The sequence below is a fragment of the Parviterribacter multiflagellatus genome (assembly GCF_056863265.1).
Map to the genome: position 1 here is coordinate 232,992 of NZ_JBXPIZ010000003.1, position 18,845 is coordinate 251,836.

At 71.0% G+C, this 18,845-nt stretch carries 18 protein-coding genes; all 18 read left to right on the forward strand.

The features are described from left to right. The first annotated feature begins 865 nt into the window (after positions 1–865). The 18 genes from AC1UE5_RS07920 (at position 866) to AC1UE5_RS08005 (ending at position 18,831) form a co-directional block, all read left to right on the forward strand. Positions 866–1,423 carry a helix-turn-helix transcriptional regulator gene (locus AC1UE5_RS07920; RefSeq protein ID WP_482921889.1) on the forward strand — a complete coding sequence of 186 codons (558 nt, stop codon included), beginning with the start codon at positions 866–868 and terminating at the stop codon, positions 1,421–1,423. 249 nt (positions 1,424–1,672) lie between these two features. Beyond that, positions 1,673–2,068 (forward strand): FKBP-type peptidyl-prolyl cis-trans isomerase, encoded by a 396-nt coding sequence (locus AC1UE5_RS07925; RefSeq protein ID WP_482922433.1) that lies wholly within the window; start codon positions 1,673–1,675, stop codon positions 2,066–2,068. A gap of 73 nt (positions 2,069–2,141) precedes the next feature. After that, positions 2,142–2,306 carry a 50S ribosomal protein L33 gene (rpmG, locus tag AC1UE5_RS07930; protein ID WP_482921891.1) on the forward strand — a complete coding sequence of 55 codons (165 nt, stop codon included), beginning with the start codon at positions 2,142–2,144 and terminating at the stop codon, positions 2,304–2,306. 15 nt (positions 2,307–2,321) lie between these two features. Then, a complete protein-coding gene (gene secE, locus AC1UE5_RS07935; protein WP_482921893.1) occupies positions 2,322–2,861 on the forward strand; it encodes a preprotein translocase subunit SecE in 540 nt (179 codons plus the stop codon). Between the two features lie 24 nt (positions 2,862–2,885). Continuing rightward, the gene (nusG, locus tag AC1UE5_RS07940; RefSeq protein ID WP_482921895.1) at positions 2,886–3,407 is read left to right on the forward strand and encodes a transcription termination/antitermination protein NusG; all 522 of its coding nucleotides are present in this window, start codon (positions 2,886–2,888) and stop codon (positions 3,405–3,407) included. 4 nt (positions 3,408–3,411) lie between these two features. Continuing rightward, positions 3,412–3,837 (forward strand): 50S ribosomal protein L11, encoded by a 426-nt coding sequence (rplK, locus tag AC1UE5_RS07945; protein WP_482921897.1) that lies wholly within the window; start codon positions 3,412–3,414, stop codon positions 3,835–3,837. Beyond that, a complete protein-coding gene (gene rplA / locus AC1UE5_RS07950) occupies positions 3,837–4,562 on the forward strand; it encodes a 50S ribosomal protein L1 (RefSeq protein ID WP_482921899.1) in 726 nt (241 codons plus the stop codon). The genes rplK and rplA overlap by 1 nt, the downstream gene beginning before the upstream one ends. An 86-nt stretch (positions 4,563–4,648) precedes the next feature. Beyond that, positions 4,649–5,350 (forward strand): 50S ribosomal protein L10, encoded by a 702-nt coding sequence (gene rplJ, locus AC1UE5_RS07955; protein WP_482921901.1) that lies wholly within the window; start codon positions 4,649–4,651, stop codon positions 5,348–5,350. Positions 5,351–5,376: 26 nt separating this feature from the next. Further along, a complete protein-coding gene (gene rplL / locus AC1UE5_RS07960) occupies positions 5,377–5,760 on the forward strand; it encodes a 50S ribosomal protein L7/L12 (protein ID WP_482921903.1) in 384 nt (127 codons plus the stop codon). A gap of 410 nt (positions 5,761–6,170) precedes the next feature. Further along, positions 6,171–6,917 carry a hypothetical protein gene (locus AC1UE5_RS07965; protein WP_482921905.1) on the forward strand — a complete coding sequence of 249 codons (747 nt, stop codon included), beginning with the start codon at positions 6,171–6,173 and terminating at the stop codon, positions 6,915–6,917. A gap of 10 nt (positions 6,918–6,927) precedes the next feature. Continuing rightward, the gene (locus tag AC1UE5_RS07970; protein WP_482921907.1) at positions 6,928–7,782 is read left to right on the forward strand and encodes a hypothetical protein; all 855 of its coding nucleotides are present in this window, start codon (positions 6,928–6,930) and stop codon (positions 7,780–7,782) included. Positions 7,783–7,807: 25 nt separating this feature from the next. Next, positions 7,808–8,392: a hypothetical protein gene (locus AC1UE5_RS07975; protein WP_482921909.1), complete on the forward strand. Its 585-nt coding sequence runs from the start codon at positions 7,808–7,810 to the stop codon at positions 8,390–8,392. Next, on the forward strand, positions 8,392–8,958 hold the full coding sequence (locus AC1UE5_RS07980; protein WP_482921911.1) for a signal peptidase I: 567 nt from the start codon (positions 8,392–8,394) through the stop codon (positions 8,956–8,958). The genes AC1UE5_RS07975 and AC1UE5_RS07980 overlap by 1 nt, the downstream gene beginning before the upstream one ends. After that, a complete protein-coding gene (locus tag AC1UE5_RS07985; RefSeq protein ID WP_482921913.1) occupies positions 8,955–9,965 on the forward strand; it encodes a hypothetical protein in 1,011 nt (336 codons plus the stop codon). The genes AC1UE5_RS07980 and AC1UE5_RS07985 overlap by 4 nt, the downstream gene beginning before the upstream one ends. Then, positions 9,962–10,507 carry a hypothetical protein gene (locus tag AC1UE5_RS07990; protein WP_482921915.1) on the forward strand — a complete coding sequence of 182 codons (546 nt, stop codon included), beginning with the start codon at positions 9,962–9,964 and terminating at the stop codon, positions 10,505–10,507. Before AC1UE5_RS07985 ends, AC1UE5_RS07990 begins: the two co-directional genes overlap by 4 nt. Continuing rightward, complete coding sequence (locus AC1UE5_RS07995) at positions 10,468–10,860, forward strand: hypothetical protein (protein ID WP_482921917.1); 393 nt, start codon at positions 10,468–10,470, stop codon at positions 10,858–10,860. The genes AC1UE5_RS07990 and AC1UE5_RS07995 overlap by 40 nt, the downstream gene beginning before the upstream one ends. Before the next feature lie 369 nt (positions 10,861–11,229). Then, positions 11,230–14,808: a DNA-directed RNA polymerase subunit beta gene (gene rpoB / locus AC1UE5_RS08000; RefSeq protein WP_482921919.1), complete on the forward strand. Its 3,579-nt coding sequence runs from the start codon at positions 11,230–11,232 to the stop codon at positions 14,806–14,808. A gap of 15 nt (positions 14,809–14,823) precedes the next feature. Next, complete coding sequence (locus AC1UE5_RS08005) at positions 14,824–18,831, forward strand: DNA-directed RNA polymerase subunit beta' (RefSeq protein WP_482921921.1); 4,008 nt, start codon at positions 14,824–14,826, stop codon at positions 18,829–18,831. Positions 18,832–18,845: the final 14 nt, after the last annotated feature.

An 18,845-nucleotide genomic window follows, 5' to 3' on the forward strand; every position in this document is an offset into this window, starting at 1 on the left:
GCGCTCGTCGCGATGCGCGGCGGCGACGCGCCGACGGGCATCCACATCCTCGAGCGCGAGGCCGCGCGGCTGGAGGCCGAGGACCCGCTGGCGGCCGCCGAGGCGCTGCTCCTCTCCGCCCCGGCGTACATGCACTCCGGCGACATGGTCGCGCTGCTCGAGGTCGCCCGCCGGGCGGCCGCGCTCGCCGGCGGCGCGCGCACGCCGGTGGGCGCGCGGGCGGCGAACCTGATCCCGCTCGGCCACTCGGCGATGGGCACCGGCCACGACCACCTGGACGCGATGGAGCGCAGCGCCGCGGACCTCGAGGGCGGCGGCGCGCCCGAGGTGTCGATGGCGTGCGCGGAGGGCCTGTACCTCCACGAGCGGTTCGACGACGCGGCGCGGCTGATCGGGCGCCACGTGGTCCGGGCCCGCCGCGACGGCGCGGTGCTCCACCTGCTCTACGCGCTCGCGATCCGGGGGCACCTGGCCTGGCGGATGGGCGACTGGCGCGCGGCGCGGGCCGACCTGGAGGAGTCGACCGCGCTCCATGACGCGGTCGCGCACGACACGATCTACGCGACCTACGTCCACGCGACCGGCGCGCTGCTCGCCATGGACTCGGGCGACACGGCCCAGGGCCGGCGGCTGGCCGACGCGGCGTTCGAGGTCGCCGCGCGCCACTCCGGCGTGACGCTGCTCGCGCACGGGCACTGGGTGCGCGGCCGGCAGGCGCTGCTCGAGGACGATCCGGCGCGCGCGGTCGACGAGCTGCGGCCGGTCGCCGAGCGACGCGACGATCCGGCGTGGGGGAACCTCGCGTTCACCCTCGTCGAGGCCCGACCTCGGCGAGGCACTCTTCCGGCTCGGCCGCGCCGAGGAGGTGCGGGCCGTCGCGCAGGCGCTGCGCCGTCACGCCGGGCGCCAGCAGGTGCGCCTGCTCGTCGCGCACGCGGCGCGGCTCGAGGGGCTCGCCGCGGACGACGGCGCGTTCGAGGCGGCGTTCGCCGAGGCGCTCGCCCTCCACGCGGAGCTGCCGCTGCCGTTCGAGGAGGCGCGGACGCTGCTCGCGCTGGGGACGCGCCGCCGCCGCGCCCGGCAGGACGCCGCGGCTCGGCGCCCGCTGCAGGACGCGCTGGCGAGCTTCGAGCAGCTCGGCGCGGACGCCTGGGCGGCGCGGGCGGCGGAGGAGATCCGCCTGGCCGGCGCGCGGATCGGCGGCCCGGCCGGCGCGGCGGGGGAGGGGGCCGGCGCGCTCACCGAGCAGGAGCGCCGCGTCGCCGAGCTCGTCGCCCAGGGGATGACGAACCGCGAGGTCGGCGCCCAGCTCTACCTCAGCCCGAAGACGATCGAGCACCACCTCAGCGGCATCTACCGCAAGCTCGGCGTGCGCTCGCGGACCCAGCTGGCGCGGGCGCTTGGAGACACCACCGGGGCCTGAACGGGGCGACCGGCCCGCGCGGCTCGGCCCAGCCCTTTACCCTCCGTCGCCATGCCCCGATTCCGACTTCTCCTCGCCGCGCTGCTCGCGGGCGTCGCCCTCGTCGCGGCCGCCTGCGGCGACGACAACGACCAGGAGCCCGCGAGCGACCCGCCCGTGGCCTCCACGCCGCAGGAGGACTCCACCGCCACGGAGACCTCGCCGGTCGAGGAGGAGGCCGAGACCGGCGGCGCGAGCGCCGACGCCGAGATCTCCAAGGACCTCGACGAGGAGCCGCAGATCGGCAAGCCGTCCGGCGACCCGCCGACCGAGCTCGAGACGGAGGACATCGTCAAGGGCGACGGCAAGACGGCGAAGGAGGGCGACAACGTCTCCGTCCAGTACACGGGCGTTGCGTGGTCGACCGGCGAGAAGTTCGACGCGTCGTGGAACCGCAACAAGGAGGCGTTCACGTTCACCCTCGGCGCCGGCATGGTGATCCCGGGGTGGGACGAGGGCGTCAAGGGCATGAAGGAAGGCGGCCGCCGCAAGCTCGTCATCCCGCCGGACCAGGCCTACGGCACCGCCGGTCAGCCGCCCGCGATCGGGCCGAACGAGACGCTGATCTTCGTGGTGGATCTCGAGAAGGTCGAGAGCGGCAGTTGAGGCGCTACAATCGGTTCTCCGACCTGCCGCCCGGCGGGTCGTCTTCATGTTCGGCCCGTGAAGGAGTGGCCTGATGGCCCGCGGAGATGTGCGCATCGGCGTGACCCTCGCCTGCGAGGAGTGCAAGCGCCGCAACTACATGACCAAGAAGTCCAAGCGGAACAACCCTGACCGGATCTCGCTGCGCAAGTACTGCAAGTGGTGCAAGACGCACACCGGTCACCGGGAGACCCGCTAGTCACACGCTGAGCCCGTGGCCCGCGATCGTCAACGAGCGAAGCAGCGCAAGGCGCGCCGTGAGCCCACCCCGCCCAAGCGGGGTGAGGGCGACGGCATCGCGCCCGAGGAGCGCTCGCTGCACCGGGAGAACGTCCCGGGGCCGGTGGAGCACACCGGCGACGTCGACGAGTTCGAGGCGGCGCTCGTCGCCGGCGCGGAGGGGCAGGTCGATCCTGACCCCGACGCCGCCGAGCGCGCGTCCCTCGGCGACGGCGATCCGGGCGACGACCCCCTCGGCGACGACGACCCGGTGACGGGCGACCGCGAGGTCGTCTCCACGGCGCCCGCCACACGTGGTGCGGCGACGCCCGGCGAGGCGGCGAGCGGGCGTGGCGGCAGCCGTTTCCTCAACTTCCTCCGGGCATCCTGGGCCGAGCTTCAGCGGGTCCAGTGGCCCGACCGCCGTCAGGTGGGCCAGGCGACCATGGTCGTCCTGGGCTTCGTCGTCGTCGCCGGCCTCTTCCTGGGCGGCGCCGACTGGGTCGCTCAGAAGCTCGTCGACTTCATCATCTAGGACCCTCAGAAGGCTTTCACGCAGATGTTCCGCTGGTACGTCGTCAACACCTACTCCGGACACGAGAACAAGGTCAAGCAGAACCTCGAGCATCGTGTCTCCACCATGGGCCAGAAGCGCTCCGTGCGCCAGGTCGTCGTCCCCACGGAGACGACCACCGAGCTCAAGGACGGTCAGAAGGTGTCCGTCGAGAAGCGGACCATGCCGGGCTACGTGCTCGTCCAGATGGACCTCAACGAGGACTCCTGGACGGTCGTGAAGGGCACCCCCGGCGTCACCGGTTTCGTCGGCGCTTCCAACGAGCCCGTCCCGCTCACCCAGGGCGAGGTGGACCGTCTCCTCCACAAGGAGGTCGCGGTCAAGGAGCGCAAGCGCGCGACGTACACGATCGGCGAGACCGTGAAGGTGATCGCGGGCCCGCTGTCCGACTTCTCCGGCGAGATCGCCGAGATCAACGAGGACGCTGCCCGCCTGAAGGTGCTTGTCTCTATCTTTGGACGCGAGACCCCGGTCGAAGTCGGCTTCGACCAGGTCAAGAAGGTTTAGGAAAATGGCGAAGAAGGTCCTCACCACCATCAAGCTGCAGGCCCCTGGCGGCCAGGCCTCCCCGGCACCGCCGGTCGGCCCGGCGCTGGGTCAGCACGGCATCAACATCATGGAGTTCGTCAAGGCGTTCAACGCCCAGACGGCGAGCGACATGGGCGTGACCATCCCGGTCGAGATCACGGTCTTCGAGGACCGCTCGTTCACCTTCGTCACGAAGACCCCGCCGGCCGCGGTGCTCATCCGCCAGGCCATCGGCATCGAGAAGGGGTCGTCGGAGCCGCACAAGGACAAGGTCGGCAAGATCACCGAGGCGCAGCTTCGTGAGATCGCGACCAAGAAGCTGCAGGACCTGAACGCCCACGACGTCGATCAGGCCGCGAAGATCATCGCGGGCACCGCCCGCTCCATGGGTGTCGAGGTGGTGTCCTGATGGCCAAGCACGGCAAGAAGTACCTGGAGGCTCTGGGGAAGGTCGACCGCACGCGCGAGTACGCGCCTGCCGAGGCGATCGCCCTGGTCAAGGAGCTCAAGAGCGCGAAGTTCGACGAGTCGGTCGAGGTGCACGTCCGCACCGGCCTGAACGTCCGCCATGCGGACGAGCAGCTGCGCGGCACGGTCGCCCTCCCGCACGGCCTCGGCAAGGAGGTCAAGATCGCCGTCTTCGCGAAGGGCGAGAAGGCCCGCGAGGCCGAGGAGGCCGGCGCGGACATCGTCGGCGCCGACGACCTGGCCGAGAAGGTCCAGGAGGGCTTCACCGACTTCGGCGTCGCCATCGCGACCCCGGACATGATGCCGGTGGTCGGCCGCCTGGGCCGCATCCTCGGCCCGCAGGGCAAGATGCCGAACCCGCGCGTCGGCACCGTGACGATGGACGTCAAGAAGGCCGTCGAGGAGTCGAAGGCCGGCAAGATCGAGTACCGGACGGACCGCACCGCGAACGTCCACATCACGATCGGCAAGACGTCGTTCGACGAGAACCAGCTGCTGGACAACTACACGGCGATCGTGGACGAGATCATCCGCGCGAAGCCGTCCGGCGCCAAGGGCCGCTACATCAAGACCATCACGCTGGCCTCCACCATGGGCCCGGGCGTGAAGGTCGACCCGTCCCGCACCCGCTCGGAGCAGGAGGCGCCCAGCGCGGCCGCCGCGTAGGCACCTACCTCCTCCTCCGAAGACCGCAGGCACGGGCGGCACGCCGTTGAGGCGCCGCCGCCCGGCAAGTCCCGCGCAGGAGACTTATGAACCGAGAGCAGAAGGCCGCGGCGGTCGAGGAGATCGCCGCCAGCATCCAAGAGTCACAGGCCGTCTTCGCGGTCGACTACCGCGGGATCTCCGTCCCGCAGGTGGGCGAGCTCCGCGCGCGGCTGCGTGAGGCCGACACCCGCTTCGCGGTCGTCAAGAACACGCTCACCGAGCGTGCGGCCGACAAGGCCGGCGCCGAGGCGCTGAAGGACCTCCTCGAGGGCCCGACCGCGCTGGCGTTCGTCAAGGGCGACGCCGCCGCGGCGGCGAAGACCCTTCGCGACTACGCGAAGGAGACCGACCTGGTGCCGTTCAAGGGCGGCATCATGGAGGGCAACGCGCTCACGCCGGAGGACATCGGCGCGATCGCGAAGCTCCCGTCGCGTGACGTCCTGTACGCGCAGCTGGTCAACATCGTCGCGTACCCGGTCTCCGGGCTCGCGCGCACCCTCAACCAGCTCATCGGCGGCCTCGCCGTCGCGCTGGGGCAGATCCAGGAGCAGGGCCTCGTCGGGCAGAACGCCCCCGCCGCCGCTGCGCCTGCCGCCGAGGAGGCTCCGGCCGCCGAGGCCGCTGCCGACGCGCCCGACGCGGGCGACGACCAGGACGCGGAGCCGGCCAGCACGCCGGACGAGCCGCAGCCCGACCAGGCGGAGGGCGATGACACGCCCGCAGAGACCGCCGACGACGCTTCGTAACTTCAGAACCCCAGGAGGACCATCTCATGGCTACTAGCACCGCTGATTGGATCGAGGAGCTCAAGTCGATCTCCGTTCTCGAGCTCGCCGAGCGCATCAAGGCGCTCGAGGAGGAGTTCGGCGTGTCGGCTCAGGCCGCCGTGGCCGCCGCCCCGGCCGCCGGTGGCGGTGGCGACGCCGGTGGCGCCGCTGAGGAGCAGACCGCGTTCGACGTCATCCTCACGGGTGCCGGCGACAAGAAGATCCAGGTCATCAAGGTCGTCCGCGCGGCCACCGGCCTCGGCCTCAAGGAGGCCAAGGCGCTCGTCGACGAGGCCCCGAAGCCCGTCAAGGAGGGCGTCGAGCGCGAGGAGGCCGACAAGCTGAAGGCCGAGCTCGAGGAGGCCGGCGCCTCCGTCGAGGTCAAGTAGTCAGCGGCCTCACGGCTTCAGACGTACCCGCAAAGGGCGCCCTCCGGGGCGCCCTTTCGCGTTAAGGACGAAGCGCGCCGGCCCGGAGAGAGCGGCGCGCTTCGCAGGATCGACAAGCGCCGGATGGCGGGGCAAGCGCACGTACCGGCGACAGGTCTCGGGGGAACCGAGGTTCGTCCCGTACCTCGCACCCTAGTCCCCAGGGCTTGAACGCGCGATGCGTCCATGGACGCACGTTCGATTTCGGATAACGCTGTTCACCCGTAGGTTGGGCGCCGTCGCATCGCCAGTCCTGCCCAGCCCGGAGAACGCCAGGGGGGACCGCCAAGGCGAAGGACGCGACAGGGATCGACAAGCGTCGGCTCGCTGGGCAAGAGCGAACCGGCACAACACAAGGAGCAAGGCTGCTCATGTCTCGCCTCGGGTACATCGCCCGCAACCCCAAGCGCTCGCTGGGCGCTCTGGCGACGGTCGCCGTCGCCGCTTCACTGACCGCCGGCTCCGGCGCGTACTTCGCCGACGAGTCCGCCTCGGAGGGCAACTCGATCGAGGCCGGGACGGTCGCGATCACGACCTACGGGTCCGCCGACCCGGTCGTCGACGGCAACAACTGCCGCTCGACGTCCGACGCGTTCGTCGAGCCGACCGGCTACAACGCGCTCGCCGAGTGCGACAACACCGGCATCTCGCCGACCGCGAACGGCGCGACCTTCACGGTCTCCAACCTCGTCCCGACCGGCGACGGCCACGAGATCAAGCGCCGCTTCCAGGTCAAGAACGACGGCGACGTGCCGGCCGCTCTGCGCCTGACGGTCGAGAACACCTCCGACGCCGGCAACGCGGACCTCGCGAACGCGGTCCGCGTCGACGTCACGCGCCTCCCGAACGCCGCCGCCGGCAACACGACGTACCAGAACGTCGTCTCGAACATCGCGTTCCCGACGATCAACAACATCGCCAACGTCCCGGCCGACGGCCAGGGCAACGTGGCCAACTCGAGCTCCCCGCGCATCGCGCTCGAGCCCGGCCAGACGTACACGTACGAGCTGCGCATCCGCCTCCCCGAGTCGGGCGCCAACCAGTCCGGCCTGATGGGCCAGACGATCAAGTTCGACGTCAACGTCCTGGCGAAGTCGATCAACTCGACGCAGTCGTAGGACCGCCGCGATGAACCGCGTCTCCTACCTGGTGCGGTCGCCGCGCCGGGCGCTCACCGCGCTCGGCGTGGTCGCCGCCGCCGCGACCCTCACCGCTGGGACCGGGGCCTACTTCGCCGACGAGTCGGCCTCCGAGGCCAACTCCGTCTCGGCGGGCACGCTCGCCCTGACGACCTTCGGCTCGTCCGACCCGGTCGTCGACGGCAACAACTGCCGCACCGCCAACGACAAGTTCGTCGAGCCGGCGGGCTACCAGGAGGAGTGCGCCGCGCTGGGCGTGGACACCTCCGAGGCCGGCGCGAACGGCGCGACCATCGAGCTCAGGCACCTGGTCCCGACCAAGCGCAAGTTCGACCACTGGCTCACGCCGGCGCCGCTGTCGTACATCCGCTGCTTCGCGGTCCGCAACGACGGCACCGTGCCGCTCGGCCTGCGCCTCGACGTCAACACGGTGGGCGAGAGCAGCTCCGCGCTGGCCGAGGCCCTCAAGGTCCAGATCGTCGGCTTCAACACGCAGGTCAGCAACCTGTTCGACCTGGCGGCCCACGTGCCGTTCAGCGAGCAGTCGCTGCAGGGCATCCTGGCCAAGGGCCCGATCCCGGCCGACGTCCGCGTCCTGCGCGGCGGCCGGGTCCCGCTCGAGAAGGGCCAGACCCGCCCGTACTGCCTGTCGCTCCGCCTGACGGAGACCGACGGAGACGTGACGGAGGAGCTCATGAGCACCGGCGTCAAGCTGCGCCTGAACTTCCTGGGCACGTCGCTCGCGGGCGACGACGCGCGGGTGGCCGCGGGCGACTACGACGGCGGATCGGGCGACACGACGATCCCGGTCGTCGAGAGCACCGACGACCTCGGGCAGCTCTAGGCCCGACCTCGGACCGGAGGCGACCGTGCTCCCCCAGCTCCGACGCCCGCTCGCGGCGGTGGCGGCCCTGACCGCCGCCGCCGCGCTGACGGCGACCTCGACCGCGTTCATCGCGTCCTCCTCCGGCACCGAGGGCGGCGCGGGGGCCGGCGACGTGGAGCTCGAGGGCACGGCCGCCACCACCCCGCTGGTCGCCGACGGCGGCGACCTGCGGGCCGGTGCGACGCGCACCGGCCACACGAAGATCGTCAACCGCGGCAGCGTGCCCGCGGTGCTGTACGCACGGCCGCGGCTGCCGGAGGCGACGTCCGCCGCACCGCGCCTACTCGACGTGCTGCAGCTCGCGCTCGACCGGTGCGCGCCGGTCGCGGAGGACGCGCCGGCCGACTCGGCCGACTGCTCGGCCGCGACCCCGGTCGTCGCGCAGGGGCCGCTGACCGCCGTGGGCCGGCTCGAGCTGGGGCAGATGGAGCCCGGCGAGGTGCGCGTCTACCGCGCGCGGCTGACCTGGCCCGCCGACGCGGACTCCTCGCTGCTCTACGGCGCGAGCGAGACCTTCGCGCTGCGCTGGACGCTGCGCACCCACGCCGACACCGGGGAGGCCGAGTGATGGCCCTCGCGACCCGCTGGCTCGGGCGCCTGCTGCTGACCGCCGCCTTCGCGGTCGGCGCGATCATGATCGTCCCGGCGCTGCTCGGCTACGAGCGCTACGTCATCACGACCGGCTCGATGACCGGCACGTACGACGCCGGCTCGCTCGTCATCGACAAGCCGACGCCGGTGGGCGAGCTGCGCGTCGGCGACACCATCACGTACGTCCCGCCGGCCAGCGCCGGCCTCGCCGGCCGCGTCACGCACCGGATCCACGACATCACGCGCGGGTCGCGCGGGGAGCTGTCGATCCGCACGAAGGGCGACGCCAACCGCGTCGTCGACAGCTGGCGCTTCACCCCGCGCGGGGAGGAGCTGCCGAAGGTCGTCGTCGGCATCCCGTACATCGGCCACGTCTACGCGCAGCTGACGACGCAGCGCGGGCGGATCGTCGCCATCGCGCTGCCGGCCCTCTTCATCATGTTCTCGGTCCTGGCCGGCCTGTGGCGTGAGGCCGGCGAGGCCGCGCGGCGCGACGAGGAAGCCAAGGCGTCGGCCCGCGAAGCCCGTGAGGTGCACGCATGAGGCGGCTCCTCCTCGTCGCCGCCCTGATCGGCGCGCTCGCCGGCGCCGTCGTCCCGGCGTTCGCGTTCTTCTTCGACGCCGCCGACCAGCAGCAGACGGTCACCGCCGCCAAGGCGTCCGACCACGTCCGCCTGTGGTCGGCGGCCTTCGACGAGGAGGCCGCGCGGCCCGCGTTCGCCCGCAGGCGCGCCGGCGACGCCGACGGCCCCGACCCGGCCGCGACAGGCGAGAACGAGGCGCTCGCCGTCGACCTCGGCACGAGCTGGGCGTGGCCGGCCTCCGCGTGGCGCGAGCGCGCGTTCCGCCTCAGCCCGGTCGACGCACCCGGCGGCCCGGTCGCCGTCGCGGTCGAGCCGAGCGGGGACTTCGACGCCCGCCTGACGGAGGGCGGCGTGCCGCGCACGCAGCTGGCGCAGGGCGCCGTCGGGCAGGTCGACCTGCGCCCGCACGCGGCGCTGGCGGCCGGCACCTACGCGCGCCACCTCGCTATCAAGCTCGCGTTCGGCGACGGCACGCGCATGCGGTACACGGTGCCGGTCACGTTCGCCGTCACCGACCCGCCGCCGCCCGCGCCGCTCGACGTCCAGCTGCGGATCGCCGCCGACGAGGGCGACCACCCGCTCGCCAACCAGTACGCCAAGACCATGGGCGGCGACGGGCTGACGCGCGTCGCGACCCGGGACGCCGACGGCACGCTGCGGCTCGACCTCGGGGCGCACAAGCAGCTCGCCGAGAACGACAAGTTCGACGTCGCCTTCACGCTGGCCGCGAGCGGCACCGGCGCGGTCGGCGCCGACGTGCAGGTCGCGTCGGGCAGCGCGCGGATCGCGGTGACGCCGAAGACCCTCGACGGGCAGCAGGTGGCGAAGGTCCCGGCCGACGGCCGCGTCCGCTTCGATCTCGCGGTCGACGACGCCACGCCGGAGGGGCCCGGCACCGCGACGCTGACCCTGACGGTCGGCCCGACGACGTTCTCGATCCCGGTCACCTGGGAGGTCCTCACGTGAGCACGGCGGCCTTCCTCCTCCGCGACCGCCGCGCGCAGCTGCTGCTCGCGGCGTGCGCCGCGGCGCTCGTCGCGGCCGCGATCTGGCTCGTCCCCGCGCGGGCTGCGATCACCGGCGTGCAGAGCGGCGGGCGCCTCACGGTCACCCAGACCGGCACGACGAGCTCGCTGTTCAAGCTCGCCGGCCTCGTCCCGGGCGACGTCGCCACCGCCGAGGTCACGCTCGGCAACGACGGCGCGCGCGGCGGCGACCTCGCGCTCGTCACCGAGGACCTCACGGATCACCTCGGGCCCGGCGCCGCGCCGCTGTCGGCCGCGCTGGCGCTGACGGTGGAGGACGTGTCGAGCGGCGCGCCGGAGCCGGTCTTCGCGGGCCGTCTGGCGAGCTGGGCAGCCGGGGGGTCGGCCGCCTGGGAGCGCTGGGCTCGCGGACGTTCCGCTTCACGGTCACGATGCCCGACGGCGGCGAGCCGGCCGCGGCGCTCGCCGGCGACAACGCGCTCATGGGCGCGCGCGTCTCGTTCGCGCTCCGCTGGCGGCTGACCGAGGACCCGGCGCCGCCCGCGCCGCCGCAGGCGACCACCGTCGTGCAGAGCGCGAGCAGCGCGTCGAAGTCGGCCTGCGTCTCGCGCCGCGCCTTCGGCATCCGCCTGGTCGTCCCGCGCCGGTTCAACCCGACGACCGCGACCGTCACGGTCAACGGCAAGCGCGTCAAGACCGTGCGCGGCAAGCGGATCCGCTCGCGGGTCGACCTGCGCGGCCTGCCCAAGGGGCGCTTCACCGTGCGGATCGTCCTCACGGACGCCAAGGGACGGACGCGGACCGACGTGCGCCGCTACCGCACCTGCGTGCCGAAGGGGACGGCGGCCAAGACGTCCACCCGCACCGGCGGGTGAGCGGCGGGAGAGGGGCGCCCCGCGGAGGGCGCCCCCCTCGCACATGCCCCGGGACGGGCGACTGCGGAAGATGTCCGCAGCATCGGAGGAGGATGGCGGCGGGCGGAGCCGCCATCCGCTCCGGTGGACGGGTGTCGCACCTCCCGCTACACTTCCCGGCCGTCGACCGATAGTCGCAGCCGTCCACCTACGGCTTCCTCCGCCACATACGGAGGGGTCCGGGCGGGGTCCGTGAGCGTCGACCGGCTGAGCGCCTGCCGCCCAGCCCTGCACGCGTCTGCGCGTGCTATCTTGGAGCGTCCGCGTGTCCCAAGGACCGCCTCGCCCGATCTTCCCCGCCTCCCTCCGACCCCCCGAGGAGTCGCATTAGTGCCTGCCCTTGATGCTCCGCGGGTGCGCCGTTCCTTCGCGCGCCTGGACAAGGTCCTCGAAGTCCCGAACCTGATCGACATCCAGCGTCGATCCTTCGAGTGGCTCACCGATCCCCAGACCGGTGGTCTCCGCGAGACCATCGACGACATCTCCCCGATCGAGGACTACACCGGCAACCTCGCCGTCCAGTTCGGCGAGTTCGTCTTCGACGACCCGGTCGCGTCGATCTCGGAGTGCAAGGAGAAGGACCTCACCTACGCCCGGCCGCTGACCGTCACGGTCGCGTTCATCAACCGGGAGACGGGCGAGATCCGCGAGCAGTCGGTGTTCATGGGCGACTTCCCGTGGATGACCGAGCGCGGCACGTTCATCATCAACGGCACCGAGCGCGTCGTCGTCACGCAGCTGGTCCGCTCCCCGGGCGCCTACGTCATGGAGCCGAAGGACCGCGAGAAGCAGGTCTTCGTCGGCAACCTGATGCCGGCTCGCGGCTCGTGGCTCGAGCTCGAGATCGACAAGAAGGGCCGCGTCTACGTCCGCATCGACCGCAAGCGCAAGCTGCCGGTCACGGTCCTCCTGCGCGCCATGGGCTACGCCGGCGACGAGGAGATCCTCAACCTCTTCGACAACTCGGCCTACATCCGCAACACGGTCGAGGCCGACCCCGAGGCCACGCGCACCGAAGAGGGCGCGCTGATCGAGCTGTTCAAGAAGCAGCGTCCGGGCGAGCCGCCGAGCGTCGACAACGCGAAGGCGCTGCTCAACCAGCTCTTCTTCGACCCCAAGCGCTACGACCTCACCCGCGTCGGCCGCTACAAGCTCAACGCCCGCCTCGGTCTGGACATCGACCTCGACACGCGGACCTTGACCCACGACGACATCATCGCGCTCGTGCGCGAGCTGGTGTCGCTGCCGCGCGACCTCGGCATCCCCGAGGATCCCGAGGTCGAGATCAAGGACTACGCCGCCGAGGCCGTCCTCATGCCGCGCGACCCGATCGCCGACCGGCTCGACGAGTACGAGCACTTCGGCAACCGGCGCCTGCGCACCGTCGGCGAGCTGATCCAGGAGGCCTTCCGCATCGGCCTCTACCGCATGGAGCGTGTCGTCCGTGAGCGCCTCACCACCGAGGACTCGGACACGATCACGCCGCAGACGATCATCAACATCCGCCCGGTCGTCGCGGCGCTGAAGGAGTTCTTCGGCTCCTCGCAGCTGTCGCAGTTCATGGACCAGACGAACTCGCTGTCCGGCCTGACCCACCGCCGCCGCCTCTCGGCGCTCGGCGCGGGCGGCCTGACGCGCGAGCGCGCGCCCATCGAGGTCCGCGACGTCCACCCGACCCACTACGGCCGCATGTGCCCGATCGAGACCCCCGAGGGTCCGAACATCGGCCTGATGGGCTCGCTCTCCTCCTTCGCCGAGATCTCCGAGCACGGGTTCGTCACGACCCCGTACCGCGTCGTCCAGAACGGCAAGGTCACCGACGAGATCGTCCACCTGGACGCCACCCAGGAGGAGGACAAGCTCATCGCGCAGGCGAACACGCCGCTCGGTGAGGACGGCACGCTGCAGGCGGAGGAGGTCCTCTGCCGCACGCTCGCCGGCCAGTACGTCACGGTCCCGCCGACCGACGTCGACCTGATGGACGTCTCGTCCGACCAGATCTGGTCGGTCGCGACGGCGATGATCCCGTTCCTCGAGCACGACGACGCGAACCGCGCGCTCATGGGCGCGAACATGCAGCGCCAGGCCGTGCCGCTCCTCAAGACGGACGCCCCGGTCGTGGGCACCGGCATGGAGGCCCGCGCGGCGATGGACACGGGCGACGTCCTGCTGGCCAAGAACCCCGGCACCGTCGACTACGTGGACGCGAACCGGATCGTCATCGGCGACGACGAGTACGAGCTGAACAAGTTCGAGCGCTCGAACCAGGGCACGCTCATCCACCACAAGCCGCGCGTCAAGAGCGGCCAGCAGGTGGTCGCGGGCGAGGTCCTCGCCGACGGCGCCTCCACGGATCAGGGCGAGATGGCGCTGGGCAAGAACCTGCGCGTCGCCTTCATGTCCTGGGAGGGCTACAACTTCGAGGACGCGATCATCCTCAGCCGCCGCCTCGTGAAGGACGACGAGCTCACCTCGATCCACATCGAGGAGTACGAGGTCGACGCCCGCACGACGAAGCTCGGCGACGAGGAGATCACCCGCGACATCCCGAACCGCTCGGAGGAGTCGCTCCGCAACCTCGACGACCGCGGCATCGTCCGCATCGGCGCCGAGGTCACGTCGGGCGACCTGCTGGTCGGCAAGGTCACGCCGAAGGGCGAGACGGAGCTGACCGCGGAGGAGAAGCTGATCCGCGCGATCTTCAAGGAGAAGGCGCGCGAGGTCCGCGACACCTCGCTCAAGGTCCCCCACGGCGAGGGCGGCGTCGTCATCGACGTCAAGACGTTCTCGCGCGACAACGGCGACGACCTGCCGCCCGGCGTCAACGAGCTCGTCCGCGTCTTCGTCGCGAAGAAGCGCAAGATCTCCGAGGGCGACAAGCTCGCGGGCCGCCACGGCAACAAGGGCGTCATCTCGCGCATCGTCGACGAGGAGGACATGCCGTTCATGGAGGACGGCAGCCCGATCGACGTCATCCTGAACCCGCTCGGCGTCCCGTCGCGCATGAACGTCGGCCAGATCCTGGAGACCCACCTCGGGTGGGCCGCCGCCGAGGGCTGGTACGACGACGGCAGCGAGGCGTTCAAGCTCGCCCAGGAGGACGGCGGCAAGGTCTACGTGGCCACGCCGGTCTTCACGGGCGCGGAGCTCGCGGACGTCGACGAGGCGCTCGTGAAGTGGCAGGAGCACCACAAGGGCCCGATCAAGATGCAGATCACCGAGGGCAACTCCCCCGGTGACCGCGCCTCGGGCAAGTTCCAGCTCTTCAACGGCCGCACCGGCGAGCCGTTCGAGAACACCGTGATGGTGGGCTACATGTACATCATCAAGCTCCACCACCTGGTCGACGACAAGATCCACGCGCGCTCGACCGGCCCGTACTCGCTCGTGACGCAGCAGCCCCTGGGCGGCAAGGCCCAGTTCGGCGGCCAGCGCTTCGGCGAGATGGAGGTGTGGGCGCTGGAGGCGTACGGCGCGGCCTACACGCTGCAGGAGATGCTCACGATCAAGTCCGACGACACCGTCGGGCGCGTGAAGGCGTACGAGGCGATCGTCAAGGGCGAGAACATCGCCGAGCCGTCGATCCCCGAGTCGTTCAAGGTCCTGCTCAAGGAGATGCAGTCGCTGGCGCTCGACGTCAACGTCGTCTCCGAGGAGGGCTCGCGCACCGAGATGCGCGACGAGGACGACGACCTCCTGCGCGCCGCCGAGGAGCTGGGCATCGACCTGTCCGGCGTCCGGGCGGGCGGCGAGGCCGCCGACGAGGGCACCGAGACCACCGACGCCACCGACGCCGCCGACGGCGACGTGGCGGACGACGAGGAGACCGCCGCGGAGATCCCCACCGCGGACGCGGTCGCCGACATCGACCTCGACGCCGACATCCCGGTCGGCGACGACGAGAACTAGTCAGAGGATCCGCCTGTGATCGACATCAACAACTTCGACGCCATCGAGATCGGTCTCGCGTCCTCGAAGCAGATCCGCTCCTGGTCGAGCGGTGAGGTGACGAAGCCGGAGACGATCAACTACCGCACGCTGAAGCCCGAGAAGGACGGCCTGTTCTGCGAGCGCATCTTCGGTCCGACCAAGGACTGGGAGTGCTACTGCGGCAAGTACAAGCGCGTCCGCTACAAGGGCATCGTCTGCGAGCGGTGCGGCGTGGAGGTCACGCGGTCCAAGGTGCGCCGTGAGCGCATGGGCCACATCGACCTCGCCGCCCCGGTCAGCCACATCTGGTTCTTCAAGGGCGTCCCCTCCCGCATCGGCTACCTGCTCGACATGGCTCCCAAGGAGCTCGAGAAGGTCCTCTACTTCGCCGCGTCGATCGTGACGTGGGTGGACGACGAGGCCCGCCAGGCCGACCTGCCGGAGCTCGAGGGCCGCGTCAACGAGGTCATCGACTCCTACACCGCCGAGCGCGAGGAGCGCGTCCTGGAGCTGCGCGAGCAGCTGCAGCGCCGCGAGACGTACCTCGAGGGCGGCAAGCAGGACGGCTTCGACGACGAGGACTACCTGTGGGCCGAGGGCCTCGACGTGAAGGTCGAGAAGCTCGACGAGGACGAGCGCGCGAAGCTCCTCAAGGAGCTGCGCAAGACCTTCGAGGCCGACATCGCCGACACCGAGGCGTACATCGAGGACGCCATCGAGCGCATGCGCGCCGTGTGGGACCTGTTCCGGGACATGACCCCGAAGCAGATCGAGCACGACGAGACGATCTTCCGTGAGCTCAAGGACCGCTTCGGCTCGCCGTACGGCTTCGGCGAGTACTTCCGCGGCGGCATGGGCGCCGAGGCGATCCGCGACCTGCTCGAGCAGGTCGACCTGGACGCCGAGGCCGAGTACCTGGAGGACCAGGTCAAGACCGCCAAGGGCCAGAAGCAGGCCCGCTCGGTCAAGCGCCTGAAGGTCGTCGACGCGTTCCGCCGCTCGGGCAACCGCCCGGAGCAGATGATCCTCGAGGCCGTGCCGGTCATCCCGCCGGAGCTGCGCCCGATGGTCCAGCTCGACGGCGGCCGCTTCGCGACCTCGGACCTCAACGACCTCTACCGCCGCGTCATCAACCGGAACAACCGCCTCAAGCGGCTCCTGGACCTCGGCGCGCCGGAGATCATCGTCAACAACGAGAAGCGGATGCTGCAGGAGGCCGTCGACGCGCTGTTCGACAACGGCCGCCGCGGCCGGCCCGTCACGGGCCCGGGCAACCGCCCGCTCAAGTCGCTCTCGGACATGCTCAAGGGCAAGCAGGGCCGGTTCCGCCAGAACCTGCTCGGCAAGCGCGTGGACTACTCCGGCCGCTCGGTCATCGTGTCGGGTCCGTCGCTGAAGCTCCACCAGTGCGGCCTGCCGAAGCTCATGGCGCTCGAGCTGTTCAAGCCGTTCATCATGGCTCGCCTCGTCGAGCGCAAGGCGGCGCAGAACATCAAGGCCGCCAAGAAGATGGTCGACTCGATGATCCCGGAGGTCTGGGACGTCCTCGAGGAGGTCATCCACGAGCACCCGGTCCTGCTCAACCGCGCGCCCACGCTCCACCGCCTCGGCATCCAGGCGTTCGAGCCCAAGCTCGTCGAGGGCAAGGCCATCCAGGTCCACCCGCTCGTCTGCCACGCGTTCAACGCGGACTTCGACGGCGACCAGATGGCGGTCCACCTCCCGCTCAGCGCCGAGGCGCAGGCGGAGGCGCGGCTGCTGATGCTGTCCTCGAACAACATCCTCTCGCCCGCTCACGGCGCGCCGCTGGCGACGCCGACGCAGGACATGGTCCTGGGCACGTACTACCTGACGTACGGGCCGGACGCGGACGAGCTGGAGAGCATCGACCCGTCGACGTACGAGCCGCGCCCGCACGTGTTCCGCACGGCGCAGGAGGCGGAGCTCTCGTACGAGCTGGGCGTCGTGAAGCTGCACGACCTGGCCGAGTACCGCCCGAAGGGGCAGGCCACCCGGCTCACCACGGTCGGCCGCATCATCTACAACGACCGCATCGAGCGGGCGCTGGAGGACGCGCTCGGCGACGAGTTCGACCCGTCCGAGTACGAGTTCGTCAACCAGGCGATCCGCAAGCGCGACAACGTCCGCCTGATCGACGCGCTGGTGCAGCGCTACGGCCCGTCGACGGTCGCGCTGGTGCTCGACGCGTTCAAGGACCTCGGCTTCCGGTTCGCCACGCGCGCCGGCATCACGGTGTCCAAGAACGACGTGGTCATCCCGCCCGAGAAGCCGGAGATCCTGGCCGGCTTCGACGCGCGCGTCGAGTCGATCGAGGACGACTACAACATGGGCCTGCTGTCGGCCCAGGACAAGCACGAGGCCGTCGTGGCCACGTGGAACGAGGCCACCGACGCGGTCGCCGAGGCCATGGAGAAGAACTTCGACTCCATGAACCCGATCTGGATGATGGCCAGCTCGGGCGCCCGAGGCAGCGCGAAGCAGATCCGCCAGCTGGCGGGCATGCGCGGCCTCATGTCCAACCCGAAGGGCGAGATCATCCCGCGCCCGATCAAGGCCAACTTCATGGAAGGCCTGACCGTCCTCGAGTACTTCATCTCGACGCACGGCGCCCGCAAGGGCCTCGCGGACACCGCCCTCCGTACCGCGGACTCCGGCTACCTGACCCGTCGCCTCGTCGACGTGGCGCAGGACGTCATCGTCCGTGAGCCGGACTGCGGCGCCACCGAGACGATCGACCTGAAGGTCCTCAACAACGCCGGCGAGCCGAACGACAACCTGGTCGGCCGCATCGACGGCGAGGGCCAGCTGATCGGCCGCAAGGAGCTGCAGGACCTGGTCGAGGCGGGCACCGAGAAGGTGGCGGTCCGCTCGGTGCTCAAGTGCCAGGCGGCCACCGGCGTGTGCCAGGCCTGCTACGGCGTCTCGCCCGCGACGGGCCAGATGGTCCAGATCGGCGACGCGGTCGGCATCATCGCCGCGCAGTCGATCGGCGAGCCGGGCACGCAGCTGACCATGCGGACCTTCCACACCGGCGGCATCGCCGGCGCGGACATCACGCACGGTCTGCCGCGCATCGTCGAGCTGTTCGAGGCGCGCAAGCCGAAGGGCGTCGCGCAGATCAGCGAGTTCGACGGCGTTGCGTCGATCGAGGAGACGGAGAAGGCCCTCACGGTCGTCGTCACCGACGACGCCGGCGAGGAGCACCGCTACTCGTTCCCGCGCCGCACGCGCCTGTACGTCGCCGACGGCGAGCGGATCGAGGCCGGCACGCAGCTCAACGAGGGCTCGCTGTACCCGGCCGACCTCCTCGCGATCCGTGGCCGCACGGAGACCGAGCAGTACCTCGTCAAGGAGGTGCAGGAGGTCTACAAGTCCCAGGGCGTCGACATCAACGACAAGCACATCGAGCTGATCGCCCGCCAGATGCTCAAGCGCATCCGGATCGAGCAGCGCGGTGACACGGACTACCTGCCCGGCCAGTACGTCGACCGCAACGAGTTCATGCGGGCGATGGAGGAGGTCACCGCGCAGGGCGGCGCTCCGGCCCAGTACGAGGAGACGATCCTCGGCATCACGAAGGCCTCCCTCAACACGGAGTCCTTCCTCTCGGCGGCCTCCTTCCAGGAGACCACGAAGGTGCTGACGGACGCCGCCCTCGAGGGCAAGATCGACCGCCTGAACGGTCTCAAGGAGAACGTGATCATCGGCAAGCTGATCCCGGCGGCGACGGGCCTCAAGCGCTACCGCCGCATCGAGATCGAGCCGGCCGAGCCGCTCCCCCGCGCGATGGACGCGGTGGGTCTCCTCGACCAGGACGACATCGCCGCCGAGCTCGGCCTCGGCGACGGCGACGGCCTGAGCGACTTCGGCTCCGCGTTCAACGAGGACCTCGCGGCCCTCGACGAGATCGGCGCCGGCGGCGGGGACACGGGCTTCGCGGAGGAGCTCGCGGACCTCGACGTCCCGCAGGACGACAAGTAGCGGTCGTGCCGGCG